The organism is Cupriavidus gilardii, assembly GCF_013314895.1.
GTDB classification, from domain to species: domain Bacteria; phylum Pseudomonadota; class Gammaproteobacteria; order Burkholderiales; family Burkholderiaceae; genus Cupriavidus; species Cupriavidus gilardii_C.
Genome location: NZ_JABTYE010000009.1, coordinates 22,062 through 45,650, shown reverse-complemented (window position 1 = coordinate 45,650; position 23,589 = coordinate 22,062). Strand labels below are relative to the sequence as shown.

At 67.2% G+C, this 23,589-nt stretch carries 15 protein-coding genes; 7 read left to right on the top strand and 8 right to left on the bottom strand.

Translation table 11 applies throughout. The annotated features are described in order from the left end of the window. Nucleotide 1: 1 nt before the first annotated feature. Entirely contained in the window at nt 2–619 is a 618-nt protein-coding gene (gene phnH / locus HTY53_RS10845) for a phosphonate C-P lyase system protein PhnH (protein WP_174106506.1), read from the bottom strand. 1 nt (nt 620) lies between these two features. After that, nucleotides 621–1,148 (bottom strand): phosphonate C-P lyase system protein PhnG, encoded by a 528-nt coding sequence (gene phnG / locus HTY53_RS10840; protein WP_438820946.1) that lies wholly within the window; start codon nt 1,146–1,148, stop codon nt 621–623. A 254-nt stretch (nt 1,149–1,402) separates the two neighbouring features. On the opposite strand from phnG, the gene phnF reads away from it, so the two are divergent. The 3 genes from phnF to phnN all read left to right on the top strand — a co-directional run bounded on the left by phnF (nt 1,403) and on the right by phnN (nt 3,586). Next, nucleotides 1,403–2,137, top strand: a complete 735-nt coding sequence (gene phnF / locus HTY53_RS10835) for a phosphonate metabolism transcriptional regulator PhnF (protein ID WP_174106504.1) — start codon at nt 1,403–1,405, stop codon at nt 2,135–2,137. Nucleotides 2,138–2,264: 127 nt separating this feature from the next. Further along, nucleotides 2,265–2,990 carry a DUF1045 domain-containing protein gene (locus tag HTY53_RS10830; protein WP_174106503.1) on the top strand — a complete coding sequence of 242 codons (726 nt, stop codon included), beginning with the start codon at nt 2,265–2,267 and terminating at the stop codon, nt 2,988–2,990. After that, complete coding sequence (gene phnN, locus HTY53_RS10825) at nt 2,987–3,586, top strand: phosphonate metabolism protein/1,5-bisphosphokinase (PRPP-forming) PhnN (RefSeq protein ID WP_174106502.1); 600 nt, start codon at nt 2,987–2,989, stop codon at nt 3,584–3,586. The genes HTY53_RS10830 and phnN overlap by 4 nt, the downstream gene beginning before the upstream one ends. Before the next feature lie 19 nt (nt 3,587–3,605). Here phnN and HTY53_RS10820 read toward each other — a convergent pair whose 3' ends face one another. From HTY53_RS10820 to HTY53_RS10800, 5 genes are all read right to left on the bottom strand, one after another. Beyond that, complete coding sequence (locus HTY53_RS10820) at nt 3,606–4,073, bottom strand: GNAT family N-acetyltransferase (protein WP_174106501.1); 468 nt, start codon at nt 4,071–4,073, stop codon at nt 3,606–3,608. A gap of 66 nt (nt 4,074–4,139) precedes the next feature. Next, on the bottom strand, nt 4,140–4,949 hold the full coding sequence (gene phnE, locus HTY53_RS10815; RefSeq protein ID WP_174106500.1) for a phosphonate ABC transporter, permease protein PhnE: 810 nt from the start codon (nt 4,947–4,949) through the stop codon (nt 4,140–4,142). A gap of 106 nt (nt 4,950–5,055) precedes the next feature. Next, the gene (gene phnD / locus HTY53_RS10810; protein ID WP_174106499.1) at nt 5,056–6,036 is read right to left on the bottom strand and encodes a phosphonate ABC transporter substrate-binding protein; all 981 of its coding nucleotides are present in this window, start codon (nt 6,034–6,036) and stop codon (nt 5,056–5,058) included. A 74-nt stretch (nt 6,037–6,110) separates the two neighbouring features. Next, nucleotides 6,111–6,962 carry a phosphonate ABC transporter ATP-binding protein gene (gene phnC, locus HTY53_RS10805; protein ID WP_174106498.1) on the bottom strand — a complete coding sequence of 284 codons (852 nt, stop codon included), beginning with the start codon at nt 6,960–6,962 and terminating at the stop codon, nt 6,111–6,113. 126 nt (nt 6,963–7,088) lie between these two features. Continuing rightward, nucleotides 7,089–7,304 (bottom strand): DUF2905 domain-containing protein, encoded by a 216-nt coding sequence (locus HTY53_RS10800; RefSeq protein WP_371558059.1) that lies wholly within the window; start codon nt 7,302–7,304, stop codon nt 7,089–7,091. Nucleotides 7,305–7,617: 313 nt separating this feature from the next. On the opposite strand from HTY53_RS10800, the gene HTY53_RS10795 reads away from it, so the two are divergent. The 4 genes from HTY53_RS10795 (at nt 7,618) to HTY53_RS10780 (ending at nt 21,932) form a co-directional block, all read left to right on the top strand. Continuing rightward, the gene (locus HTY53_RS10795) at nt 7,618–14,214 is read left to right on the top strand and encodes an autotransporter-associated beta strand repeat-containing protein (RefSeq protein ID WP_174106497.1); all 6,597 of its coding nucleotides are present in this window, start codon (nt 7,618–7,620) and stop codon (nt 14,212–14,214) included. Further along, the gene (locus tag HTY53_RS10790; protein ID WP_174106496.1) at nt 14,109–19,199 is read left to right on the top strand and encodes an autotransporter-associated beta strand repeat-containing protein; all 5,091 of its coding nucleotides are present in this window, start codon (nt 14,109–14,111) and stop codon (nt 19,197–19,199) included. Before HTY53_RS10795 ends, HTY53_RS10790 begins: the two co-directional genes overlap by 106 nt. Nucleotides 19,200–19,487: 288 nt before the next feature. After that, nucleotides 19,488–19,694 carry a hypothetical protein gene (locus HTY53_RS10785; protein WP_174106495.1) on the top strand — a complete coding sequence of 69 codons (207 nt, stop codon included), beginning with the start codon at nt 19,488–19,490 and terminating at the stop codon, nt 19,692–19,694. Nucleotides 19,695–19,727: 33 nt separating this feature from the next. Further along, complete coding sequence (locus tag HTY53_RS10780) at nt 19,728–21,932, top strand: phosphocholine-specific phospholipase C (protein WP_174106494.1); 2,205 nt, start codon at nt 19,728–19,730, stop codon at nt 21,930–21,932. A gap of 55 nt (nt 21,933–21,987) precedes the next feature. Here the strand turns inward: HTY53_RS10780 and HTY53_RS10775 are convergent, their stop codons facing one another. Then, nucleotides 21,988–23,544 (bottom strand): serine hydrolase, encoded by a 1,557-nt coding sequence (locus tag HTY53_RS10775; protein ID WP_174106493.1) that lies wholly within the window; start codon nt 23,542–23,544, stop codon nt 21,988–21,990. Nucleotides 23,545–23,589: the final 45 nt, after the last annotated feature.

The window sequence follows — 23,589 nt, the reverse complement described above, 5'->3', positions numbered from 1 at the left end:
ATCAGTCCTCCACCAATGTGGTGCGCGGCAGCGCGCAAATGCGCTCGCCGGCGGTGAGCAGCAGGTCTACGCCGAGCGGGAAGGCGGCATGGTTGGCTTGCCATTGCCGGCGGAAGTCGTCCGGCAGGCCGCCGGCCCGCAGATTGCGCGTGGTCTCGATGCCGGGGCCGCGCAGCGTCAGCGTGTCGCCGTGGTCCAGCGAAGCGACCTCGGCGATCAGCGTGGCCGAGCGGTCCGGAAACGCCGGATCGCCTTGCGCACAGCGATTCAACGCAGGCCAGACATGGCCTGCCGGCACGCAGACGAATTGCGCCGCGGCGACATCGTCCACCAGCGGGCAGCCGCAGTGAAAGCGCAGGAACGCGCCCCCCGATGCGGCCATGTCGGCCGGCAGCCAGACCGGCGTATCGGGATCGGCCAGCGTCAGCAGCAGCGCCGTCATGGCCGGCGACAGGCCGTCGGGCACGCCGCAATCGGCGGCCAGCGTTTCGACGCGGCCAGGATGGGAGAAAGCCTGCAGCGTTGCGCGGAAGACCTGCTGCGCGTCGTCGACCGGGTTGTCGAAGCCGGGCAGCAGTGCCGCGGTGGATTGGCTCGGTATGGCATGGAGGGCCGGCATCTCAGTCTTCTCCGCGGGCCATCGTGAAAAATTCGACGCGGGTCTGCGCGGCCGTGGCCGCCTCGGTCGCGTCGCGTTCGGCGAGGGCGCGCGCCAACGGATCGAGCACGAGCTGCTGTACGCGCGAGTGCCACTCCGGCCGCTGCAGCAGCGCGTCCAGCACGGCGGCCTGTTCGACATGGCGGCGGCAGCGGCCCATCACATAAGCCACGCCTGCGATCGCCGCCGCTTCGGTCTGTGTCGTATCCGGTTCCAGCACCACCGCGCAACGCGTGACGGTGATCTCGCCGAGATTGAATTGCGCACCGGTGCCGCCGGTACGCCCGCGCACCATCGCCATGCCGGACTCGGGCTTGCGCAGCAGCCGGTAGGCCGGCAGCGGTGCCTGCTGACCCAGTCGACGGTAAGCACCGTCGAGCGCGTCGGTGTCCGCCAGCGCCAGGATCCGCAGCCATGCGGCCCGAGCCGCTTCGGCGGCATTGCCGCCGGGATTGCCGCGGGTATTGCCCGTCTCGCCTTTCATCGTCATCCCTATACGTCTATACGTGTAGATGTCATTTGCAACAGCACGGCGCTACTAGACCACGGCAGGATGACTGTTTGATGACGAACCCGAAGCGTGATCGGACACCTGGCACGAGAGCACGCCGCTCGGGCACAATCGCACGCTACGATGGCCGCTGAATGACAGCGCGTGATGACAGCGCGCGATAACAGCGCGCGATAACAGTGCGCGATGACGTGTGGAATGACCGCGCTTCAATGACGAGAGGAATCACAACGATGTCGGATCGAGAAGTCGAACGGGGCTCGGGCGTTGCGGTATGGCGCCAGATCGGGGAGGCGCTGGCCGATGACATCCGCAAGAAGCTGTATGGTCCGGGCGAGCAGCTGCCGCCAGAGTCCGAACTGGCGATGCGCTTCGCCGTCAATCGCCACACCGTGCGGCGCGCCATGAGCGAGCTCGAGCAGAGCGGCCTGGTGCGGATCGAGCAGGGGCGCGGCACCTTCGTGCAGGAGCATGCGATCGACTACGCAATCGCCAGGCGCACCCGCTTCTCGCAGAACCTGGCCGCGCAAGGGATGCGCGGCCATACCGAGGTCGTCACCAGCCAGGTTAGCCGCCTGCCCGAGGTCGCGCGGCATCTCGGGCTCGCCCGCACCGCACCGGTGCTGCATGTTCAGATGGTCGGCAAGGCAGAGGGCCGCCCCATCGACGTGGCCGAACACTATTTCGACTACCAGCGTTTCCCGCAGCTCGATGCCCAATTGCGCGAGCAGCGTTCGATCTCGCGCGCCCTCGCGCAATGCGGCATCGCCGACTACACTCGCAAGTGGTCGCGCATCACGGCGGCGCTGCCCAGCGCGCCGGTGGCGCGGCTGCTGAACCAGCCCAAGACCAGGCCGGTGCTGCAGGTCGAGGCATTGAATGTCGATATCGACGGCGCGCCGGTGCAGTACAGTGTCACGCGCTTCGCCGGCGACTGGGTTCAGCTGACGGTGTCGGACGCCGACTGAGCCACAGCGGGAGCAGGTGCTGGCGTTCGGCTGGTCGACCGGTTCGTCGATTGGTCTAGACATCTGCCTGTCACCTTGCCGGGCTAGCCTGCCGATTGGACATACCGACCTACGAGCGAGCACGACCATGCCGGCGCATCGATACGCCATCTACCTGGCTCCCAATGAGCCGTTCCGCACCTTCGGCACCCATTGGCTCGGCCGCGATGCCGACAGCGGCGTGCCGGTGTCGCTCCCGCCCGGGATGGCGGCGCGTCCGGCCGAGTGGGTCGAGGCCCCGGCCCGTTACGGTCTGCACGCCACGCTGAAGCCGCCGTTCAGGCTGGCCAAAGGCATCGAGCCCGCGATGCTGGACAGTGCGATGCGGGACTTCGCCCGCGACCGGCATCCATTCGAGGTTCCCCTGACGCTGCGCGCGCTGCGCGGCTTCGTGGCGTGGTGCCTGGCCGATCGGCCCGACGCCGTACGCCGCATGCACGAGCTTGCCGATGCAAGCGTGCGGGAACTCGATCGGTTCCGCGCGCCAGCCACGCCGGACGAGATCGCGCGGCGCCAGCCCGAGCGGCTATCCACGCTGGAGCAGCAAATGCTGCGCGACTGGGGCTATCCCTATGTGCTCGAGACCTTCACCTTTCATATCACGCTGACCGGCATGCTCGATCCGGAGCAGCAGGCAGCGGCGCTGACCCAGCTGTCGTCGGCGGCCGGCGTGCTGCTGGACACGCCGCTGTGGGTCGACAGCGTCAGCGTGTTCGTACAGCCGGAGCCCGGCCCCCCCTTTGTCGTCGCACGCCACTATGGCTTCGATGGCCGCTGCACCGATGGCGCCGGCGCGGCGTATCTGTCGGCATGAGCGCGCCGCCACGCGTGGACGGCAGCGGCCTGTTCTATCTGATGGGCCCCTCGGGCAGCGGCAAGGATTCGCTGCTGCAGGCGCTGCGTGAGCGCCTGAGCGCCGAGGATCGCCTTGTCGTGGCGCACCGCTATATCACCCGCCCGGCGGATGCGAACGAAGCGTCTGTCGCGCTGACGAGCGAGGAATTCCATCGTCGCGTCGCGCTGGGCTGCATGGCGATGCACTGGCAAAGCCACGGCCTGCACTACGGCATCGGCATCGAGATCGAGCAATGGCTAGAGCGGGGCGTGAAGGTCATTGTCAACGGCTCGCGCGAATACTTGCCGCAAGCGGCGGCACGCTATCCGAAGCTGTGCGCGCTGCATGTGCGCGTGTCGCCGGAAGCGCTGGCCGCGCGGCTGCGCCAGCGTGGCCGCGAATCGGAAGAGGCGATCGCACGGCGCCTGGCGCGCGCGGCCGCATCGTTCGATGTGCCGGCCCATTGCCCCGTCGTGGAAATCGACAACAGCGGGGCGCTGCAGTCCGCGGCCGATGCGCTGGCAAACGCCATCGGCATGGCGCAGGCCGCGAAACCAGCCGGCGCACCGACCTGACGACGAAGTGGTCTGACGATCAGAGCGCGGTACTGAAGCTCAGGCCGTGCTCTGTGAAGCCAAGTCTGCGATAGAACTCGTGCGCGCGCAGGCGCCGGGCATTCGACGAGAGCGCCAGCTTCGCCGCGCCCGCTTCGCGCGCCAGCCGCATCGCTTCGATCATCATCGCCTTGCCGATGCCCTTGCCGCGCGCGGCCGGTGCCACCACCACGGATTCGATGATGGCCTCGGGGCGGCCGTCGTGGACCATCACCGGAAACACCAGCAGCGCGAAGGTGCCCAGCGGCACCCAGGCCGCGCCGGCGCCGGCCTCGCCGATGAAGTAGCACCGATAGTTGGGATAGCGGCGCATCTCAGCATAACGCTCCCGCATGGTCGCCAGCGGCAGCGGCGGCTCGTCGTCCATCGTGGCGAGCAGGGCGGCGAGCTGCTGCAGCTCCGTGTCGGAGCCCGAGACTTCGCGCAGGATCAGGTCGGTGTCTTGCATAGGCTTGTAGTGGGGTAGCGACGGTGTGCGAGACGGGTCAACGGAGTGAAGTCTAACGCGTTGGCCTCAGACCAGCACCTTGCGGATCTGCGCCGACAGCAGATCGATCACCGTCACGAACACGATGATCAGAATCATCACGGCGCAGGTCTGCGCATACTGGAAGCTGCGGATGATCTCCCACAGCACGGTGCCGATTCCCCCGGCGCCGACGATGCCGACCACCGATGCCGAGCGGACATTCGACTCGAAGCGGTACAGCGCGAACGACAGCCACAGCGGCAGCACCTGCGGAATCACGCCATAGATGATCTCCTCCAGCCGGCCCGCACCGGTCGCACGTACGCCTTCGACGGGCCGCGGATCGATTGCCTCCACCGCCTCGGCGAACAGCTTGGCCAGCACGCCGGTGGTGTGGATCCAGATCGCCAGCACGCCGGCAAACGGCCCCAGGCCCACCGCGACGATAAACAGCATCGCGAAGACCATCTCGTTGATGGCGCGCGAGGCGTCCATCAGCCGTCGTGCCGGCTGATAGATCCAGGCAGGCACGATATTGGCGGAACACAACAGGCCGAGCGGCACGGCAACGGCGACTGCCAGTGCGGTACCCCAGACCGCGATCTGCACGGTGACCAGCATCTCGTCGAGATAATGGCGCCAGTCGCGGAAGTCCGGCGGGAAGAAGTCGGCGGCGAACTGCGCCATATTGCCGGAGTCGCGCAGCAGATCCAGCGGGCGCATGTCGGCGCCCTGCCAGGACAAGGCTAGCATCGCGAGCACGATGGCCCAGACGAGCATCGCGGACAGGGAAGCGCGCGGTGGCCGTCCGTTCGCTTGCGGCGAAGGCAGGCCGGGCTTGGCGGTGGCGGTCATGAGGGCAATCCGGTAGAGGGAAAGAGGACAGAGACGTAGGGCGCTGGCCCGCCGCGCATGGCGGGGCCAGACGGTGGGGCCAGAACAGGGCGCGATTACGGCGCGATCATTGCGTGCTGACGGCCTTGTCGAGCTCGGCCAGGCGACGCGACACGTCCGCCAGACGCTTCTCCTTGTCGGCAGCGGCCAGCGTCCCGTCCGTTTCGATCCGGGCCTTCTCCTTGGCCAGTTCGATCTGGCGGATCGGCACCAGCTGCGCGTCGCTGGACGGGCGGAAGCCCTGATAGGTGAGCGTGGCCAGCACCTGCTTTTCGCGCGCGGCGTCGGTGCCCTTGCCGTAGTTGACGAAGAAGGTCTGGATCTTCTTCTTCATGTCGGCCGGCAGGTCCTTGCGATACACCATCGGATCGGCTGGAATCAGCGGCGATTTCCACAGCACGCGCACCTGGTCGTAGGGGTTCTTGCCGGTGTTGACGCGATAACGCTCAAGGTTCTCGGTATTGTTGACCGCGACGTCGACCTGCTTGTTCAGCACGGACAGCAGGTTCGCCTCGTGGTTGCCGATGCGCACGGCCTTGAACAGCGTCTTCGGTTCGACCTTGTTGGCGGCCCACAGGTAGTAGCCGGGAACCAGCGTGCCCGAGGTCGAATTCGGATCGCCGGCGCCGTAGGACAGCTCCTTGCCGCGCTTGATCACGTCCTCGACCGACTTCAGGTCGCTGTCCTTGCTGACGATCAGCAGCGACCAGTAACCGGGGTTGCCATCCTTGTCGATCACCGAAGCAAACACCTCGCCGTTGGCGCGATCGACCGCCTCCATCGCAGACTTGTTGCCGAACCAGGCGATCTGGACCTTGTTGAAGCGCATGCCCTCGATGATGCCGGCGTAGTCGGAAGCGAAGAACGGCTTGATCGGCACGCCCAGCGCCTTGCTCAGGTCGTCGATCAGCGGCTGCCACGCGGTCTTCAGATTGGACGAGGATTCGGTCGAGATAAAGCCGATGCTGAGCGGTTTGGCGTCCTGCGCCAGGGCGGGGGCGGCGGCGATCGCCGAAGCGATCAGGGCGAAGAAGGTTCTGCGAAGCATGGATTGTCTCCGGTGCGGAATGTGGGGCAGAGCGTGAGCCTGAATGTGGTGCGGAAGCGGGAACACGCAGGGCATCAGGCGGCCGCGAGGTCCATCCTGATGGTGGCCGGTACCAGCGAGCCGTCGATCGGCATCGCGATCCGGTCTGGCACCAGGTCATGCAGCAGCTCGTCGGCCTCCGTGCCGTAGAGATCGCGCAGCATGCTCTGCGTCAACGCATGCGACGGGCCGTCGTAGACCACCTTGCCATGGCGCAACGCCACCACGCGCGGGCAGTAGCGCATCGCGATGTCGACCTGATGCAGCGACACCACCACGGCGACCTTGTGCGTGCGGTTGATCTGCGTGAGCAGCGCCATCACGCGGCGCGACGACTCGGGATCGAGCGAGGCGATCGGCTCGTCGGCCAGGATCACGCGGGCGTTCTGCACCAGCGTCCGGGCGATCGCGGCGCGTTGCTGCTGGCCGCCCGACAGCGTCGAAGCACGTTGAAAGGCATAGTCGTCTATACCAACTTGCGCAAGCGCATCGAGCCCGGCGCGCAGCTCATCGGCCTTGAAGAATCGAAGCAGGCCGCGCCACTTCGGGATCCGGCTCAGCATGCCGATCATCACGTTGGTGATCACCGGCAGCCGTCCGACCAGATTGAATTGCTGGAAGACGAAACCGATTTCGGCGCGGGCCTTGCGCACGTCGGCCGCCAGCCGGCCATTGCGCTGCACGGCGCGGCCATGGACCAGAATCTCGCCACTGTCGGCGGCGACGAAGCCGGCCACATGGCGCAGCAGCGTGGACTTGCCCGAACCCGATGCCCCTAGCAGGGCCACCATTTCGCCGGGCGCCACTTGCAGCGTGACGTCGTCCAGCGCCTTGCGATCGGCACGGAACGATTTGCTCAGGCCGCGGACTTCAATTGCGTGGGTCATGTCGGCTCCCTTGCTGGAATGACGTGGCGCATTCTGGAGGGAGGGAATGACAGTGCGATGACGGTGGCGAGGCGTTTGCGCGTTGGAGACGGTCGCCTTTTTTCAGGGAACCCTTCCACAGGCGCCTTAGCGCCGGAACAGCCAGATCGCCAGCGACACGATCAGCGAAATCACGATGCAGGTGGTGATGGGGAAATGGAAGCTGAACCCTTCCCGAACGATATGGATATCGCCGGGCAGGCGGCCGAACGGAAGACGCGACAGCCAGGGCCACAGCAGGCCCGCGACGACGAGGATCACACCGGCGATGACGAGAAGGCGCTGCATGGCGACGGCGATCACTGAGTTCGACCGATTGGTTCGACAACACGAAATGCCGTCGAGTTTCGAATCAGGGATTTCCCTCAAAAACGGACATGCGCAACAAAGTAATTTTTACTTCTCATTTTACTTTTGTCGTACTGGTCGCCGAAGTCCCCCCCTTGCGCGGATCCTGTAACAGTTATTTACAAAGTGATCCGTTGTCCGACGAAAGGTGACGCATTCGACGGCGAAAGCCTCTGACATACTTGTATCAAATTGCTTACATAACGACATGTTCGGCCGGACACTTTGACGAGCCAAAAGGTGCCCGACGCCACAAGAGGAGAATTTGATGCACAACGATGGGGCAGACAATGCGCAACCCACCACGATTAACTCGCCCGCGGCCGACGCGGCGGCCCAACGGTCGGCCTTGACGCGCTTCCTGCGCGGCGGTCGCTTGACCCGGTGGAAAGGACAACTGGTCAGCTGTCCACCGCTTTCCCTGGACTTGTTCCAGGCGCCCAGCCCCGGCGTGATGTTCGCGGTCTTTCTGTCGGCCCTCGGCGCGCTCGGCACCCCGGCCTTCGCCGAGCAGCGGTACTGGGATCCGAACGGGACCGCCGTCGGTTCGGGAGGCGCCGGCACCTGGGACACCAGCACATCGCGCTGGAGTGCGAATGACGACGGCGTCAGCGGTCCTTTCTCTGCGTGGGACAACAGCCGCAGCGATGACGCCATCTTTACTGGTGCTGGCGGCGCTGTCACCCTCGGTGCCCCGATCAGCGTGCACAACCTGCGGTTCAGCGGCAATGGCTATACGTTGACCGGCAGCAATCCGCTGACGTTGACGGGCGTTGCGCCGACGGTCACGACGGACACGGGCGGGGCCACCATCGGCGCGTCCATTGCCGGTACGGCGGGCCTCACGAAGGCGGGCGCTGGCACGCTGTTTCTCACCGGTGCCAATACATTCTCGGGAGGCGTCAACGTCAATGCCGGCACCTTGAATGTCAATAGCAATGCCGCGCTGGGCGACGCGGGCAACGTGGTGACCATGAATGCGGGCACCCTCTCCGCCAGCGGATCGCTGCAGGGCCGGACAATCAACCTGGTCGGGGCGGCGCCTTCGCTGCAAGGCGGGGGAGTCGGCGACGCGCACTACACCGGCACCGGCGGTGTCCAGATCGGCGCCGGTGTCACGATGAAAGACGACACCAACGACTTTACGGGTCAAGCCTGGTTCTGGTCGAACGGCGCCGCGGCATTCACGTCCGTGCGCGACTACGGCCAGGCGAGTTCGCTGGGGGCGGGCACCGGACCCAATGGCACGATCCGCTTCACGTCGGCGCTTCAGTACGCCGACAGCGTCAGTTACGTCGGCACCGGCGACAGCTCCAATCGCGATTGGGTGATCGACCACTTTACGACAGGGTCGTCCCCCTCGGGGACAGTATTCGCCAACAGCGGAACCGGTGCGCTCAACATCAGCGGCAATATCTCTGTCGCCAGCGGCAACCCCATTGCGATGACCTTCCGGGCATCGACGTCCGACCTTGGTCTGACGGGGACGATCAGCAGTGCCAGCGCAACCCGCCTGTTCCGCTTCGAGGGCGGCGGCAGCAATCGCACCATCACGCTCGGCGGTGCCAACACCTTTGCGGGGCCAGCGTCGATCGGCAACGTCACGGTAAAGGCCGCGACGCTTGCCAACGCCGGTGCCAACAGCTCGCTTGGTGCAGGCAGCACGGTCCTGCTGACCGACAACGGCGTTCTCAGCTATACGGGCGCCGGGGCCACCACCGATCGTACCTGGACGGTCACTGCGGCCACCACGACCGCCACGCTCAGCAATGATGGTACGGGCGCACTGTCACTGACGGGCCCGGTCAATTTCGATGCGGCGGCCGCGACCGATACGCTGACGTTGGGAGGAAGCTTTACCGGCGCCGACAACACCATCAGCGGGACGATCGCAGGCAATGGCGATCTCGTCAGCGACGGCGCCGGGACCTGGGTGCTGAGCGGCAACAATACCCGCACGGGCAAGCTGACCGTCACCAACGGCACACTGCGCGCGGGCAGCGCCACCGCCTTCGGCACCACCACGGATGTCCGCGTCGATGGCGGCACGCTGGATCTCGGTGGTCACGACCTCAGCGCCAGCTCGCTCAACGGCAACGGCGGCACCGTGGCGCTCGGTGGCGGCGACCTCTCGCTCAACGTCGTTACGGGGGCGAGCAGCAGCTATGCCGGCTCGATCCAGGGCGCCGGCAACCTGATCAAGGATGGCGGCGGCACGCTGACGCTCAGCGGCGCCAACGCCTACACCGGCACCACCCAGATCAACGGTGGCACGCTGGCGCTCGATTTCACCCCTGACAGCGCCCCGGCCAACAACATCCTGGCAAGCACCTCGACGGTGACCATGTCCGGCGGCTCGCTGCTGGTCACTGGCGACGACGGCGAAAGCAATACGCAGGAACTGGCCGGGCTGACCGTGAACGGTGGCAGCAACACGGTGGGCGCAGTGGCTGGCACCGGCGGCAGCATCACGCTGGACCTCGGCACTATCACCCACAATGGCGGCCTGGTGGACTTCCAGGTTCCCACCAGCGGCAACATCAAGACCGACAGCGCATCCGTCGGCGGCTGGGCGACGGTCAACGGCTCCGACTATGCCAAGGTCGATGCCGGCAACATCGTCGCCTTCACCGAGTCCGACTATACGGACATGGACAACGCCGCCACCTGGGGCGCCGGGCAGTACATCACCGACGTCGACGGATTCTTCGGCACGGTCGGAAGCACGGTGCAGCTGGCTGGCCTGCGCTACACCGCGCCGGTCTCGACCACGGTGACGGTCGCCGACGGCCAGACGCTTGGAGTCGACGGCACGATCATCGTGGCCCCCTCGGTGGGCGCCAACGATCAGACCATTACCGGCGGCACGATCACCGGAACCACGGGCGGCGGCATCCTCGGCGTGCAGCAGAACAGCGACGGCAATTTCACCATCGCCTCGCAGATCACCGATAACCAGGGAGCCTCGGTCGGATTCACAAAGGGTGGAACGGGTCGGGTCACGCTGGACAACGCTGCGAACAGCTACACGGGCGGGACCACCATCGCCGGCGGTACGCTGTCTGTCGATACGATCGCCAACGGCGGGGGCGCCAGTTCCATCGGCGCCTCCGGCCCGGATGCTTCGAACCTGATCATCCAGGGCGCGACGCTGGAATACACGGGCGATGGTGATGTCAGCGACCGCAGCTTCACCATCGCACGATCGGGAACCGTTACCAACGCGACCATCGCCGTCAGCGATCCAGCGGCCCGGCTCGAGTTCGGTGGCGTGGTGACAAGCGCCGATGGCGCGGGATTGACCAAGACCGGCCCCGGTACGCTGGTACTGTCGAACGGCGGCAGCGACTACACGGGACCGACTACGATCAATGGCGGCACCCTCGAGGTCGGCACGCTGGCCAATGGTGGCACCAACAGCAGCATCGGGGCCTCCTCCAACGCCTCGTCGAACCTGGTGCTGCAAGACGGCGGCAGACTGGCCTACGCAGGCGGGACGAACTCATCGAATCGCGGCTTCACGCTGACCAATGGCGGCGGCATCGGCGTGATGGACGGCGGGGCGACGTTGACCGTCAGCGGTACCGCGACAGGTAGCGGCGGCTTCACGAAGACCGGAGGCGGCACGCTGATTCTGTCGGGGACGAACGACTATACGGGCGGTACCACGGTCAGTGCCGGCACGCTGCGGGCCGGGTCCGCAAAGCCCTTTGGCACCGGGCCCGTGACGGTCAATAGTGGGGCCACGCTCGACATCGCCGATATCGCGAACGTCAGAACCGGCGGGCTCGGGGGCGACGGCACCTTGAACCTCGGTGTCCTGTCCACGACGCGCTACATCATGGACGGCACCGGCAACACGTTCAGCGGCATCATCGGCGGTGCGGGTGGAGTGACGCTTGGTTCCGGCGCGCAGACCTTCAGCGGTTGCAAGAACACCTATGCCGGCCCCACCACCATTTGGGGCACGCTCAATGTGTCGTGCCTGGCCAACGGTGGTGAAGTCAGCGATATCGGTACATCCGACTCCGCCTCCAGCAATCTCGTGCTGGCCGGTGGCACGCTGAACTACACCGGCAACAGCGTCATCACGGATCGTGGCTTCACGACCGGCGGATGGATCGGCGTCGCGAACTCCGGAACCACGCTGACCTTCCGGGGGCAGGCGATTGGCGGCGGTCAGCTCGTCAAGCTGGGAGCCGGCACCCTGGAGCTGAGCGGGAACAACACCTATAGCGGTGGCACGACGATCCAGCAGGGCATCCTGCGCGCCGGCTCGACCAGCGCCTTCGGCACGGGGGCGCTGATCGTCAACGCGGGCACGGCCGATCTTGCGAACTTCAGCAACACCGTGCTGAGCCTTGGTGGTGCCGGCAATGTGACGCTCGGCTCCGGCACGCTCGGGATCAGCCATGGCCAGTCCAGGACTTTCAGCGGTGCGATCAGCGGCAGTGGTGGCTTGGTCAAGACCGGCGCCGGTAGTACGCAAGCGCTGTCGGGTTCGGCCAGCAGCTATACCGGCGCGACTGTCATCAGCGGCGGTACGCTGGTGGTCCATTCGCTGAAGGACGGCGGCATCAACAGCTCGATCGGTGCGTCGCTGGCGGATGCCGGCAACCTGGTGCTGAACGGCGGCACGCTGTCTTATGCCGGCACCGGTGACAGCACCAATCGACAGTTCACTCTCGGCGCGGGGGGAGGGACCCTCGATGCGTCGGGCAGCGGCGCAGTGCGCTTCACCAATACGGCCGCGACCGCCCTTGATGGCGCGGGCAGCCGTACGTTGACGCTCAGTGGCACCAGCACCGCCAACAACGGCCTGGCGGCGCAGATCACCGACGATGCGGGCGGTGCCACGGCACTGACAAAGACCGGCACCGGTACCTGGGTTCTCGAAAACATCAACAGCGACTACAGCGGACCGACCACGATCAGCGGCGGCGTCCTGGCTGTGACCAAGCTCGCCGACGGCAATCAGGCAAGCAGCATCGGCGACTCTTCCAGCGCCGCGTCGAACCTGGTGATCGGCAATGGCTCGACCCTGCGCTACACCGGCGCGGGCGATACCACTGACCGCCAGTTCACGCTGGACGTCGGCACGACCTTCATCGAATCGTCGGGCACCGGCGCGCTCGTCTTCAGCAACACGGGGCCGGTGACGCTGACTGGGACCGACACTGGCCGCACCATCGCGCTCGGTGGCACCAATACCGGCAACAACACCATGGGCGGCACCATGGGCGACAACGGCACCGGCAAGACCGTGCTGGCCAAGAACGGCACCGGTACCTGGGTGCTGACCGGCAACAACACCTATTCCGGCAATACTGTCGTCAACGATGGCACGCTGGTGGTCGGCAACGGCGGCACGTCGGGCAATGTGGGCACCGGCAACGTGATCGTCCACGCCAGCACGTCGACGCTCGCGGTCAATCGCAGCGACACCTTCAATATCAACGGCACGCTCAGCGGTGCCGGGGCACTGTCGCAGATCGGCACCGGCACCACGGTGCTGGCTTCCACCGGCAACAGCATCGGCGCCACGCGTGTCGGCGCCGGCACGCTTCAGGTCGACGGCAGCCTGGCGAGCGCCACCATCGGCATGACCGGCACGTCGGCATTGACGGTGAACGGCACCATGACCGGCGCTGCCGGCGCGGCCGCGGCGCTGACAGGCGATGCCGGAGCCAACACGATCACGGTGGGCACGGCCGGTCTGCTGCGCGCCACGGGCGATCTCGGCGACGGTGCGGATACCATCAATGTCGCCGGTACGCTCGATTCCGGCGCGACCGCATTGAGCCTCGGCGCAGGCAACGACACGCTCCGGCTCAACGACGGCGCGACGCTGGCGAGCACGGGTGTGACGGGCGGCGCCGGCACCGATACGCTGGCCGTCAACAATGCGGCGGCGCTCACGCTCGACGGCGCCCGTATCAGCGCATTCGAAACGCTGAACAAGCAGAACAGCGGTGTGTTGACGCTGACCGGTAATCACGGCTATTCCGGCGGCACGACCATCGATGCCGGCACGCTGCAGATCGGCAACGGTACGACCACGGGCACGCTGACCGGCAACGTCGCCAACAACGGCGCGCTAGCCTTCAACCGGTCGGACGCGTACACCTTTGCCGGGACGATCTCGGGTAGCGGTGCCGTCAACCAGGTGGGAACGGGCACGACGACGCTGACCGGCACCAATACCTATACCGGCCCCACCAACGTGCAGTCGGGCACCTTGCTGGTCAACGGCAACCAGTCCGGCGCCACCGGCATGACCTCGGTTGCCAGCGGTGCGACGCTCGGCGGCATCGGCACCATCGGCGGCGGCGTGACCGTTGCCGATGGCGGCACCCTGAGCCCCGGCAATGCAGCGGGGGCACCGGGCACGCTCTCCATCAACGGCGGCCTGCAATTGGGCCCGAATGCCAACCTCGACGTCAATTTCGGCGAGGCCAACGTGGTCGGTGGCCAGTGGAACGATCTGGTCAACGTGGGGGGCAATCTGACGCTGGACGGCACCATCAACGTCTCGCAAAGTTCGGGTGGCAACTTCGGCCCCGGCATCTATCGCGTGATCAGCTATGCGGGCGCGCTCAACGACCAGGGCGCGACGCTGTCGCCGTCGAGCGGGCTCTCGCTGCAGACGTCTATTGCCAACCAGGTGAACCTCGTCAACGCCAACGGGCTGTCGCTGAACTTCTGGGACGGCGATGCCGGTCCCAAGAACAATGCGGCGGTCAACGGCGGCAACGGAACATGGCGTGCTACCGGCGACACCAACTGGACCGGGAAGCGGGCACGATCAACGGCGTCTACGCCAACGGCAGCTTCGCCGTCTTCGCCGGCACCGCCGGCACGGTGACGGTCGACAACGGCAACGGCGCCGTGCAAGCCTCCGGCATGCAGTTCGCCTCCGACGGCTACCGCATCCAGGGGGACGAGATTGCGCTCGCCGGCACGCAGGCGACCATGCGTGTGGGCGATGGCAGCAGCGTCGGCGCCGGCTACACGGCCACGGTGGCGTCGAACCTGAGCGGCACGAGCGAACTGGTCAAGACCGATCTGGGCAAGCTGGTGCTCGAAGGCACCAACACCTACACCGGCGGCACCCGCATCGACGGCGGCACGATCAGCATTGCGGCGGACGCCAATCTGGGCGATGCGTCCGGCGGCCTGACGCTGAACAACGGCACGCTGCAGACCACGGGGGATCTGTCCAGCGCGCGCGCGGTGACGCTGGCCGGCAACGGCACGATGCTGACCGATGCCGGTACCACGGCGACGCTGAGCGGCGGGGTCGCGGGGTTGGGCGCGCTGACCAAGGACGGCGCCGGCACGCTGGCGCTGGCCGGCGATGCCACCCACACCGGCGGCACCACCGTCACCGCCGGCACGCTGCAGGTCGGCGCGGGCGGCACCACAGGGAGCCTCGCCGGCAATGTGACCAACAACGGCACGCTGGCGTTCAACCGGACCGACACCGTAACGTTCGACGGCACGGTCTCCGGCACCGGTGCGCTCAGGCAAGCGGGCAGCGGCATCACGATCCTCACCGCCGACCACAGCTACAGCGGCGGCACCACGATCGAGGCCGGCACGCTGCAGCTGGGCAATGGCGGCGCCAGCGGCATGATCGCGGGCGACGTGACGACGAACGGCAGGCTGGCGTTCAACCGCGCCGATACGGTGACGTTTGGCGGCACCATCACCGGCACCGGCGGCCTGAGCCAGGACGGCACGGGCACGACCATCCTGACCGCGGCCAACGGCTACGGCGGCACGACCACGGTCAACAACGGCACGCTGCTGATCCAGGGCGATCAGTCGGGCGCCACCGGCGCGACCACCGTCAACGCGGGCACGCTGGGCGGCACCGGCATCATCGGCGGCGACGTGACCGTGGTCGATGGCGCCAGCGTGGCCCCGGGCGGCACCACGAACGTGCCGGGCACGCTGGCCATCCGCGGCGACCTGACGCTGGCGTCGGCGGCCAACATGAAATACGACTTCGGCCAGGCCGGCGTGGTGGGCGGCGCCTACAACGATCTGATCGAGGTCGGCGGCGACCTGACGCTGGGCGGCACGCTGAACGTCTCCGAAAGCGCCGGCGGCAACTTCGGCCCAGGTCTGTATCGCGTGATCAGCTATGGCGGCACGTTGACCGACAACCCGGTCGCGGTCAGCTCGCCCGACTACTTCCTGCAGACCTCGATCGACAAGCAGGTCAACCTGGTCAACACCGCGGGTCTGACGCTGAACTATTGGGACGGCGATGCGGGCGGCAGGAACGACGGCCAGATCGCCGGTGGCAACGGCACCTGGCAGGCCGGCCTGAGCCAGGACAACTGGACCACGGACAGCGGCAGCGCCAATGCGCCGTTCCAGGACCAGAGCTTCGCCGTCTTCGCCGGCAATGCGGGCACCGTCACGGTCGACGACAGCCAGGGCAACGTGAACGTGGCTGGCATGCAGTTCGCCGCCGACGGTTATCGGATCGAAGGCGACGCGATCGGGCTGTCCGGCACGCAGGCGACGATTCGCGTGGGCGACGGTACCGCCGATGGCGCGGGCTATACAGCGACCATCGCATCGAACCTGAGCGGCGGCAGCGAGCTGGTCAAGACCGATCTGGGCAAGCTCGTGCTCGAAGGCGCCAACACCTACGCCGGCGGCACCCGCATCGACGGCGGCACGGTCAGCATCGCGGCCGATGCCAATCTGGGCGACGCATCCGGCGGCCTGACGCTCAACGGTGGCACGCTGCAAACCACGGCGGATCTGTCGAGCACGCGCACGGTGACGCTGGCCGGCAATGGCACGATCCTCACCGATGCGGGCACCACGGCAACCTTCGGCGGTACGGTGGCCGGGCCGGGTGCGCTGACCAAGGACGGCGCGGGCACGCTGGCGCTCTCCGGCGATGCCACGCACAACGGCGGCACCACCATCGCCGCCGGCACGCTGCAGATCGGCGCGGGCGGCACCACCGGCAGCCTGGCGGGCAACGTGACCAACAACGGCACGCTGGCCTTCGATCGCAGCGATGCCTACACGTTCGACGGCACGATCTCGGGGACCGGCGCGCTCAGGCAAGCGGGCAGCGGCACCACGATCCTGACCGCCGACCACAGCTACAGCGGCGGCACGACGATCGAGGCGGGCACGCTGCAGCTCGGCAATGGCGGCACCAGCGGCACGATCGCCGGCAACGTCACCAACCACGGCACACTGGCGTTCAACCGCGCCGATACAGTGACCTTCGGCGGCACCGTCTCCGGCACCGGCGGCATCCGCCAGGACGGCGCCGGCACGACCATCCTGACCGCGGCCAACAATTACGGCGGCACGACCACGGTCAACAACGGCACGCTGCTGATCCAGGGCGATCAGTCCGCCGCTACTGGCGCGACCGCCGTCAACGCCGGCATGCTGGGCGGCACCGGCATCATCGGCGGCGATGTCACCGTGGCCGGCGGCGCGACCCTGTCGCCGGGCGCGGCGGCTGGCAACCCCGACACGCTGACGATCAACGGCGACCTCGCGCTGCAAGCTGGCGCGATGCTCGACTACGACTTCGGCCGCGCCAACACCGTTGGCGGTCCGCTGAACGACCTGGTCGAGGTGGTGGGCGACCTGAGCCTGGGCGGCACGCTGAACGTCAAGACCGCCGCGGGCGGCGCTTTCGGTCCGGGCGTGTACCGTGTGATCAGCTATGGCGGCAACCTGCTCGGCGGCACGCTGGGTCTTGGCTCGTTGCCGACCGGCTCGCGCGCGACCGTGCAGACGGCGATCGACAAGCAGGTCAACCTGGTCAACGCCTCGAACAACGCGCTGAACTTCTGGGACGGCGATGCCGGTGGCCGCGGCGATGGCCGCATCACCGGCGGCGACGGCGTCTGGCGTGCCGCGGGCGACGACAACTGGACCGAGGCTGATGGCGGCACCAATGCCGCATTCGGCAATGGCGGCTTCGCGGTCTTCGCCGGTACCGCCGGCAAGGTCACCGTCGACAACAGCCAGGGGCAGGTCGAGGCGTCCGGCATGCAGTTCGCCACCAACGGCTATACCGTCGAGGGCGATCGCCTCGTGCTGACCGGTTCCGACGCCACGATCCGCGTCGGCGACGGCACCGCCGGTGGGGCGAACTATGTCGCGACGATCAATGCGGCACTGAGCGGCACCAGCGGACTGACCAAGACCGATGCCGGCACGCTGGTGCTGGGCGGCACCAGCGACTACAGCGGCGCCACCACGGTGGCTGGCGGCACGCTGACGGTCAACGGCGCGATCGCCAGCTCGCCGGTCTCGGTGCAGCAAGGCGCGACGCTGGCCGGCACCGGCACGGTGGGAGCGACCACGGTCGCCGGCGGCGCGACGATCGCGCCGGCGGGCAACGGCAGCGGCAGCGGCACGCTGAACGTCAACGGCAACTACGTGCAGCAGGCGGACGGCGTCTACCAGGCGCATGTGGACCCGACCTCCAGCGCGTCGGATCGCATCGCGGTGTCGGGCAGCGCCACGCTGGCCGAGGGCGCGCGCCTGAACGTGACCAAGACCAGCAATGCCGCCTACGTGGCCGGCACGCGCTACACCGTGCTGACCGCGGCAGGCGGCCTGAATGGTGCCTTCACGCTGGCCGGCGATACCGCCGTGACCGCCTTCATGGGCCTGCGCGGCGACTACGATGCCAACAACGCGTATCTGGTCGTGCAGCAAGCCCGCGCGATCGACAACGCCGGCCAGACGCCCAACCAGATTGCGGCAGGCCGCGGTGTCGACAGCCTGGCCGGCAACGATCCGCTGAAGATCGCGGTGCTGAATCTGACCGACGACGCAGCGGCGCGCAACGCGCTCGACCAGCTGTCCGGCGAGATCCGCGCCTCGATCCGGACCGCTTCGATCGAGGAGAGCCGCTTCGTTCGCGACGCGGCCACCGATCGCCTGCGCGATGCGTTCTGCGCGGTTGGCTCGGAGCAGGACAAGCGCGATGCGCGCGGCACAGCCCACTGCGGACCGGAGTCGAGCCGTCCGAGCGGTTGGGTGCGGGTGTTCGGCGCCTGGGGCAGCCACGATGGCAACGGCAATGCTGGCGCCATGCATAGCTCCACCGGCGGCATTCTGCTCGGCGCGGATTCCGCGGTATCGCAGAACTGGCGCGTCGGTGTGCTGGCAGGCTACAGCCACACCAACGTCGACGTCGATTCGCGCCATTCGTCCGGCTCGATCGACAACTACCACGCCGGCATCTATGGCGGCGGGCAATGGGGCGCGCTGGGGCTGCGCACCGGCGCGGCCTATACCTGGCAGGACATCGGCACATCGCGCTCGGTCAACTTCGCTGGCTTCCGCGATCATGCGAGGGCGGACTACCGCGCCGGCATGGCGCAGGTCTTCGGCGACCTGGGTTACCGCATCGATGCCGGCCGGTACTCGTACGAGCCGTTCGTCAATGTCGCCCACGTCAATCTCGATACTCGCGGATTCGATGAGCAGGGCGGGGCAGCGGCGCTGGCCAGCCCGGGCAACACCAGCGACGTTACCTTCAGCACGCTGGGCCTGCGTACCACGGCGGACATCTCGCTGGGCCGCCTGACCGGCACGCTGCGGGGCTCGCTCGGCTGGCGCCATGCCTTCGGGGATCGCACGCCGATGTCGACGCTGGCGTTGCGCGGCGGAGACCAGTTCGGCGTGGCCGGCGTGCCGATCGCCGACGATGCGGCGGTCGTCAATGCCGGGCTCGACATCAAGGTCGGCAAGGCCACGACGATGGGGCTGAGCTATAGCGGCCAGTTTGCGGGCAATTCGAGGGCGCAGACCGTCAAGGCGTCGCTGAAGGTGTTGTTCTGACGTGCGCAAGGTCCGGCTTCGCGGCCGGCCTTGCGATACCGACGGACAAGGGAGCGCACGGATTTTCTCCGTGCGCTTTTTTATTGGCGCCACCCATGGAGCATGCAGGTCACGAAGATTCGTAGTCGCGAGGTTGTGTCAAGGAACTGACATTTGACCTATCAACAATGGAGCGGTCCTGCCCGCTGGCGGTCGTGTATCGATTCGGTGCTTGCCGTGTCGACGCCAGGCAGAAGGCACGACGCAAACGATGCTGTCCCCGTCCCCCACCTCCTGGAGACTCGACCCATGCTCCCCACATTCCCGCCGCCATCGCTGCGCCGTCCGACGCTACGGCTCGCGGCCGGTGCCCTTGTCACCGCGCTGATGCTGGCCGGCTGCGGCGGCGGCGACGATGGTGCGACCCTGTCGCCCTCGGCCGCTCCCGACACCACCAATCCGAGCGGCAAGTTGCCCGGCAAGCCCGGCAACTGCTCGAGCCGCTGCGCGCCCTGACTCTCCTCTGTCCCCAACGAAAAAGAATCCGCCATGACATTCAATCCGTCGAAGCGACAATTCCTGAAGGCTTCGCTGGGCACCGGCGCCGCGGCCGCCGTGCTGGCGAGCTTCCCGCCCAGCATCCGGCGCGCGCTCGCGATCGAGGCCCACAACGCGACCGGCACCATCAAGGACGTCAAGCACGTCGTGATGGTGATGCTCGAAAACCGTTCGTTCGACAGCTATTTCGGCACGTTCAAGGGCGTGCGCGGCTACGGCGACCGCTTCCCGATCCCGCTGCGCAACGGCCGCACCGCGCTGTACCAGACCGATGCGAACGGCAACATCATCACGCCGTACCACCTCGACGAGACGGCCGGCAATGCGCAGCGCGCCGGCGGCACGCCGCACAACTGGGGCGACTCGCAGGCGGCGTGGGACCACGGCCGCATGGATCGCTGGCCGGTGGCCAAGCAGCCGTTGTCGATGGGCTATTACGACGACGAGGAGGTGACGTTCCAGCGCGCGCTGGCCGACGCCTTCACGCTGTGCGACGCCTACCATTGCGGTATTCATACCGGCACCATCGCCAACCGTCTGTTCTACTGGACCGGCACCAATGGCCCGACCGGCGACAACGTCGCGGTGACGGTCAACGAGTTCAACGGCGGCGCCGACGTGGGGCCGTCGACCGAAGGCTGGACCTGGGAGACCTATGCGGACCGCCTGCAGGCTGCCGGCGTCAGCTGGAAGGTCTACCAGAACATCCCGGACAACTTCGGCTGCAACCAGATGATGAGTTTTCGTCATTGGCGCGCCGAGATGGAGAAGATGCCGGCCGGACGGCAGGTGTCGAACACCAACGCCCCGGGCTTCAATCCGCCGTACGATCCGGCCATCGACGATCGCTACAGCCCGTTCGCCAAGGGCTTCTGCAACACCATGGCCGATGGCGGCTTCTTGCAGTCGCTGCGCGACGACGTGCAGAACGGCCGCCTGCCGGAAGTCTCCTGGATCATCCCGCCGGCCGAGTTCAGCGAACACCCGGGGCCGTCGAGCCCGGCCAAGGGCGGCTGGTACGTGCAGGCGATTCTCGACGCGCTGACCTCGGACCCGGAGGTCTGGAGCAAGACGGCGCTGATCATCAATTACGACGAGAACGACGGTTTCTTCGACCATCTGCCGCCGCCGACCGCGCCGTCGCGCAATCCCAATGGCACGGTGGCCGGCAAATCGACGCTGACCGATGCGCAGATGGCCTTCGAATACCACGACTATCAGCCGGCCACGCCGAAGCAGCCGGCCCGCGATGGCCGGCCCTACGGCCCGGGGCCGCGGGTGCCGATGTGGATCGTCTCGCCATGGAGCCGCGGCGGCTGGGTCAATTCGGAGGTGTTCGACCATACCTCGGTGATCCGCTTCCTCGAGGCGCGCTTCGGCGTGATGGAGCCGCAGATCAGCCCGTATCGCCGTGCGGTGTGCGGCGACCTGACCAGCGCGTTCAACTTCGCGACGCCGAACGCCAACCCGCTGCCGGAGCTGGCGGGCCGCACCACGCGCGCCGAGGCCACCAGCCTGACGGCCGCGCAGCAGGCGATGCCGAAGATTCCGGTGCCGGTCACGCCCGCATTGCCGGTGCAGGACGCCGGCGTGCGTCCGTCCCGTGCGCTGCCGTACGAGCTGCACACCAGCGCCCGGGTCGACGCCCGCAACAACAGGCTGCAGCTGCTGTTCGCCAACGCCAGCGCCCGCAGCGTGGGCGCGGTGTTCCACGTCTACGATCGCCTGCATCTGGACCGCATTCCGCGGCGCATCGTGGTCGAAGCCGGCAAGATGCTGGACGACGTCTGGGATCTGAGCGGCGACGGCGGCAAGTACGACCTGTGGGTGCTCGGTCCGAACGGCTATCACCGCAGCTTTGTCGGCGACGCGGCGGAGCAGGGCGATGCGATGCCCGAAATCCAGGTCTGCTACAACCCGTGCGAGCGGCCCACCGTGCAGGTCAAGCTGCATAACAACGGTCGCCGGCCGATCCGCTTCACGGCGGAGGCGCTGGCATATCGCAACGACGGTCCATGGACGAAGATGGTTGCCCCCGGCAAGGTGGTCGAGTTCGAATGGGCCATCGGAGAGTCGGGATGCTGGTACGACTTCGTCGTGACCTGCGACGCCAGCCCGGCATTCCGCCGCCGCTTTGCGGGACGGATGGAAACCGGCAAGGACCTGGTCAGCGATCCGGCGATGGGACAGGTCTGACGCCGGTCTGACGATCGTTTGACGCAGCGCATCCCGGTTCCGGCCGGGGTGCGCTTCAGCCTGTCCGCATGAACGTGCCCAGGCCCTCGCGGTCGTAGTACTCGAGCGTCAGCCGATCGCTGCCGAACCAGACGCGAGAGATCGTACCCGGCGTCGCGTTTTCGTTGCGCAGACGGAACGTGTAGACGTCGCCGTCCCAGTGCGACAACGGTAACACCAGCGGAGCGGGTCCGATCGTCAGCACCAGTGCACCGGCGGATTCGCGTACCGTGATCGGCCCGTAGTAATCGTTGGCGTAGTCGCCGGCATAGACCGACAGCGCGCGCGGCGGCAGCGGCGAGGCCGGCGGCGTGGCGCCCACCAGCCCCCCTTCCGGCGCCAGCACGGGCGCCAGCGCCTCCTCGATGATCGTGGCCCAGTCGCGCTGGATCGCACCGAAGTCGACCAGATCGAAGAACTGGTTGTTGATCGTCTCCGGCACGCCGATTGGAAAGCCGTTGGTCAGCGTGACGATCGCCAGATTCAGCGAGGGCACCGCGAGGAAGGCCGTCGCGGCGCCGAGCGCAAACGCACCGGAGTGGTTGTACATCGCGCGGCCGGCAGGATTGGTGCCGACGTTGAAGCCATAGCCGTAGAAGCCCGCCGGACGCCCGTCGGCTGGCGGCGTGGACTGGTTGTGCGGCGCGATCGCTTCCTTCAGCGCGCCGGCATCGACCACGCGCCTGCCTTCGAACATGCCTTCGCCGAGCATCATGACGAGCCAGCGCGCCACGTCGTTGATCGACGCGCTGACGCCGCCTGCCGGCGATTGCGCATCGGCATCGCGCACAGGACCGCGTATCCACACGCCGTTCTCCCGCACGTGGCCCACCGCGCGATTGTCGCGGGCCAGATAGTCGGCGTGGCGCGAACTGGTGCGCGTCATGCCGAGCGGACGATAGAGGGTCTGCTCGGACAGCGTGGCCCAGTCCATCGCCGCCGCCGTCGCCACCGCTTCGGCGGCGGCGGTCAGGCCGAAATTGGTGTACTGGTACGAGGCGCGAAACGGATGCAGCGGCAGAAAGCGCAATCGTTCCAGTACCTGGCGACGGTCATAACCCATGTCCTCGAGACGATCGCCCGCATGGTCGGGCAGGCCCGAGCGGTGCGAGTACAGGTCCGCCACCGTCAGCACCGGATTGACCTCCGGATCGGACAAGGCGAACCACGGCAATTGCGATTGCACAGGCGTGTCCCACCGGATGCGCCCGATCCCGACTTGATGCGCGACCACCATGGCGCCGAGCGATTTCGACATCGAGGCGAGCTGGAACACGGTATCGGCGTCGACCGCCGCGGCCTCGTCGACGGCCCGCTTGCCGAATCCCCTGGCGTAAACGACCTGGTTGCCGCGGACCACCGCCGTTGCCACCCCCGGCACGCCGGTGCGGGACATCTGGTCGGTGACCAGCGTGTCGAGTCGGGCAATCGCTTGCGTGATTTGCGCCTCCGGCACCGGCGGGGCGGGTGGATCTTTTGAGGGCGGCGGATCGTCGTCGTCGCCTCCGCAGGCGGCAAGGGCGGTCCCAAGCGTTGCGACGAGAAACGAGCGGCGCGAGTGCAATGTCGTCATAGCGGGTCCCCTTCGTCTTGTTCTGGCAGACCGATGCGCTGCGAC

Coding starts and splice junctions, on each gene's coding strand:
- HTY53_RS10775 (WP_174106493.1), bottom strand. CDS start 23,544: ATGACGACATTGCACTCGCGCCGCTCGTTTCTCGTCGCAACGCTTGGG.
- HTY53_RS10820 (WP_174106501.1), bottom strand. CDS start 4,073: ATGCAAGACACCGACCTGATCCTGCGCGAAGTCTCGGGCTCCGACACG.
- phnC (WP_174106498.1), bottom strand. CDS start 6,962: ATGACCCACGCAATTGAAGTCCGCGGCCTGAGCAAATCGTTCCGTGCC.
- phnN (WP_174106502.1), top strand. CDS start 2,987: ATGAGCGCGCCGCCACGCGTGGACGGCAGCGGCCTGTTCTATCTGATG.
- HTY53_RS10790 (WP_174106496.1), top strand. CDS start 14,109: ATGGCGTGCTACCGGCGACACCAACTGGACCGGGAAGCGGGCACGATC.
- phnE (WP_174106500.1), bottom strand. CDS start 4,949: ATGACCGCCACCGCCAAGCCCGGCCTGCCTTCGCCGCAAGCGAACGGA.
- HTY53_RS10785 (WP_174106495.1), top strand. CDS start 19,488: ATGCTCCCCACATTCCCGCCGCCATCGCTGCGCCGTCCGACGCTACGG.
- phnD (WP_174106499.1), bottom strand. CDS start 6,036: ATGCTTCGCAGAACCTTCTTCGCCCTGATCGCTTCGGCGATCGCCGCC.
- HTY53_RS10830 (WP_174106503.1), top strand. CDS start 2,265: ATGCCGGCGCATCGATACGCCATCTACCTGGCTCCCAATGAGCCGTTC.
- phnG (WP_438820946.1), bottom strand. CDS start 1,148: ATGACGATGAAAGGCGAGACGGGCAATACCCGCGGCAATCCCGGCGGC.
- phnH (WP_174106506.1), bottom strand. CDS start 619: ATGCCGGCCCTCCATGCCATACCGAGCCAATCCACCGCGGCACTGCTG.
- HTY53_RS10780 (WP_174106494.1), top strand. CDS start 19,728: ATGACATTCAATCCGTCGAAGCGACAATTCCTGAAGGCTTCGCTGGGC.
- HTY53_RS10795 (WP_174106497.1), top strand. CDS start 7,618: ATGCACAACGATGGGGCAGACAATGCGCAACCCACCACGATTAACTCG.
- phnF (WP_174106504.1), top strand. CDS start 1,403: ATGTCGGATCGAGAAGTCGAACGGGGCTCGGGCGTTGCGGTATGGCGC.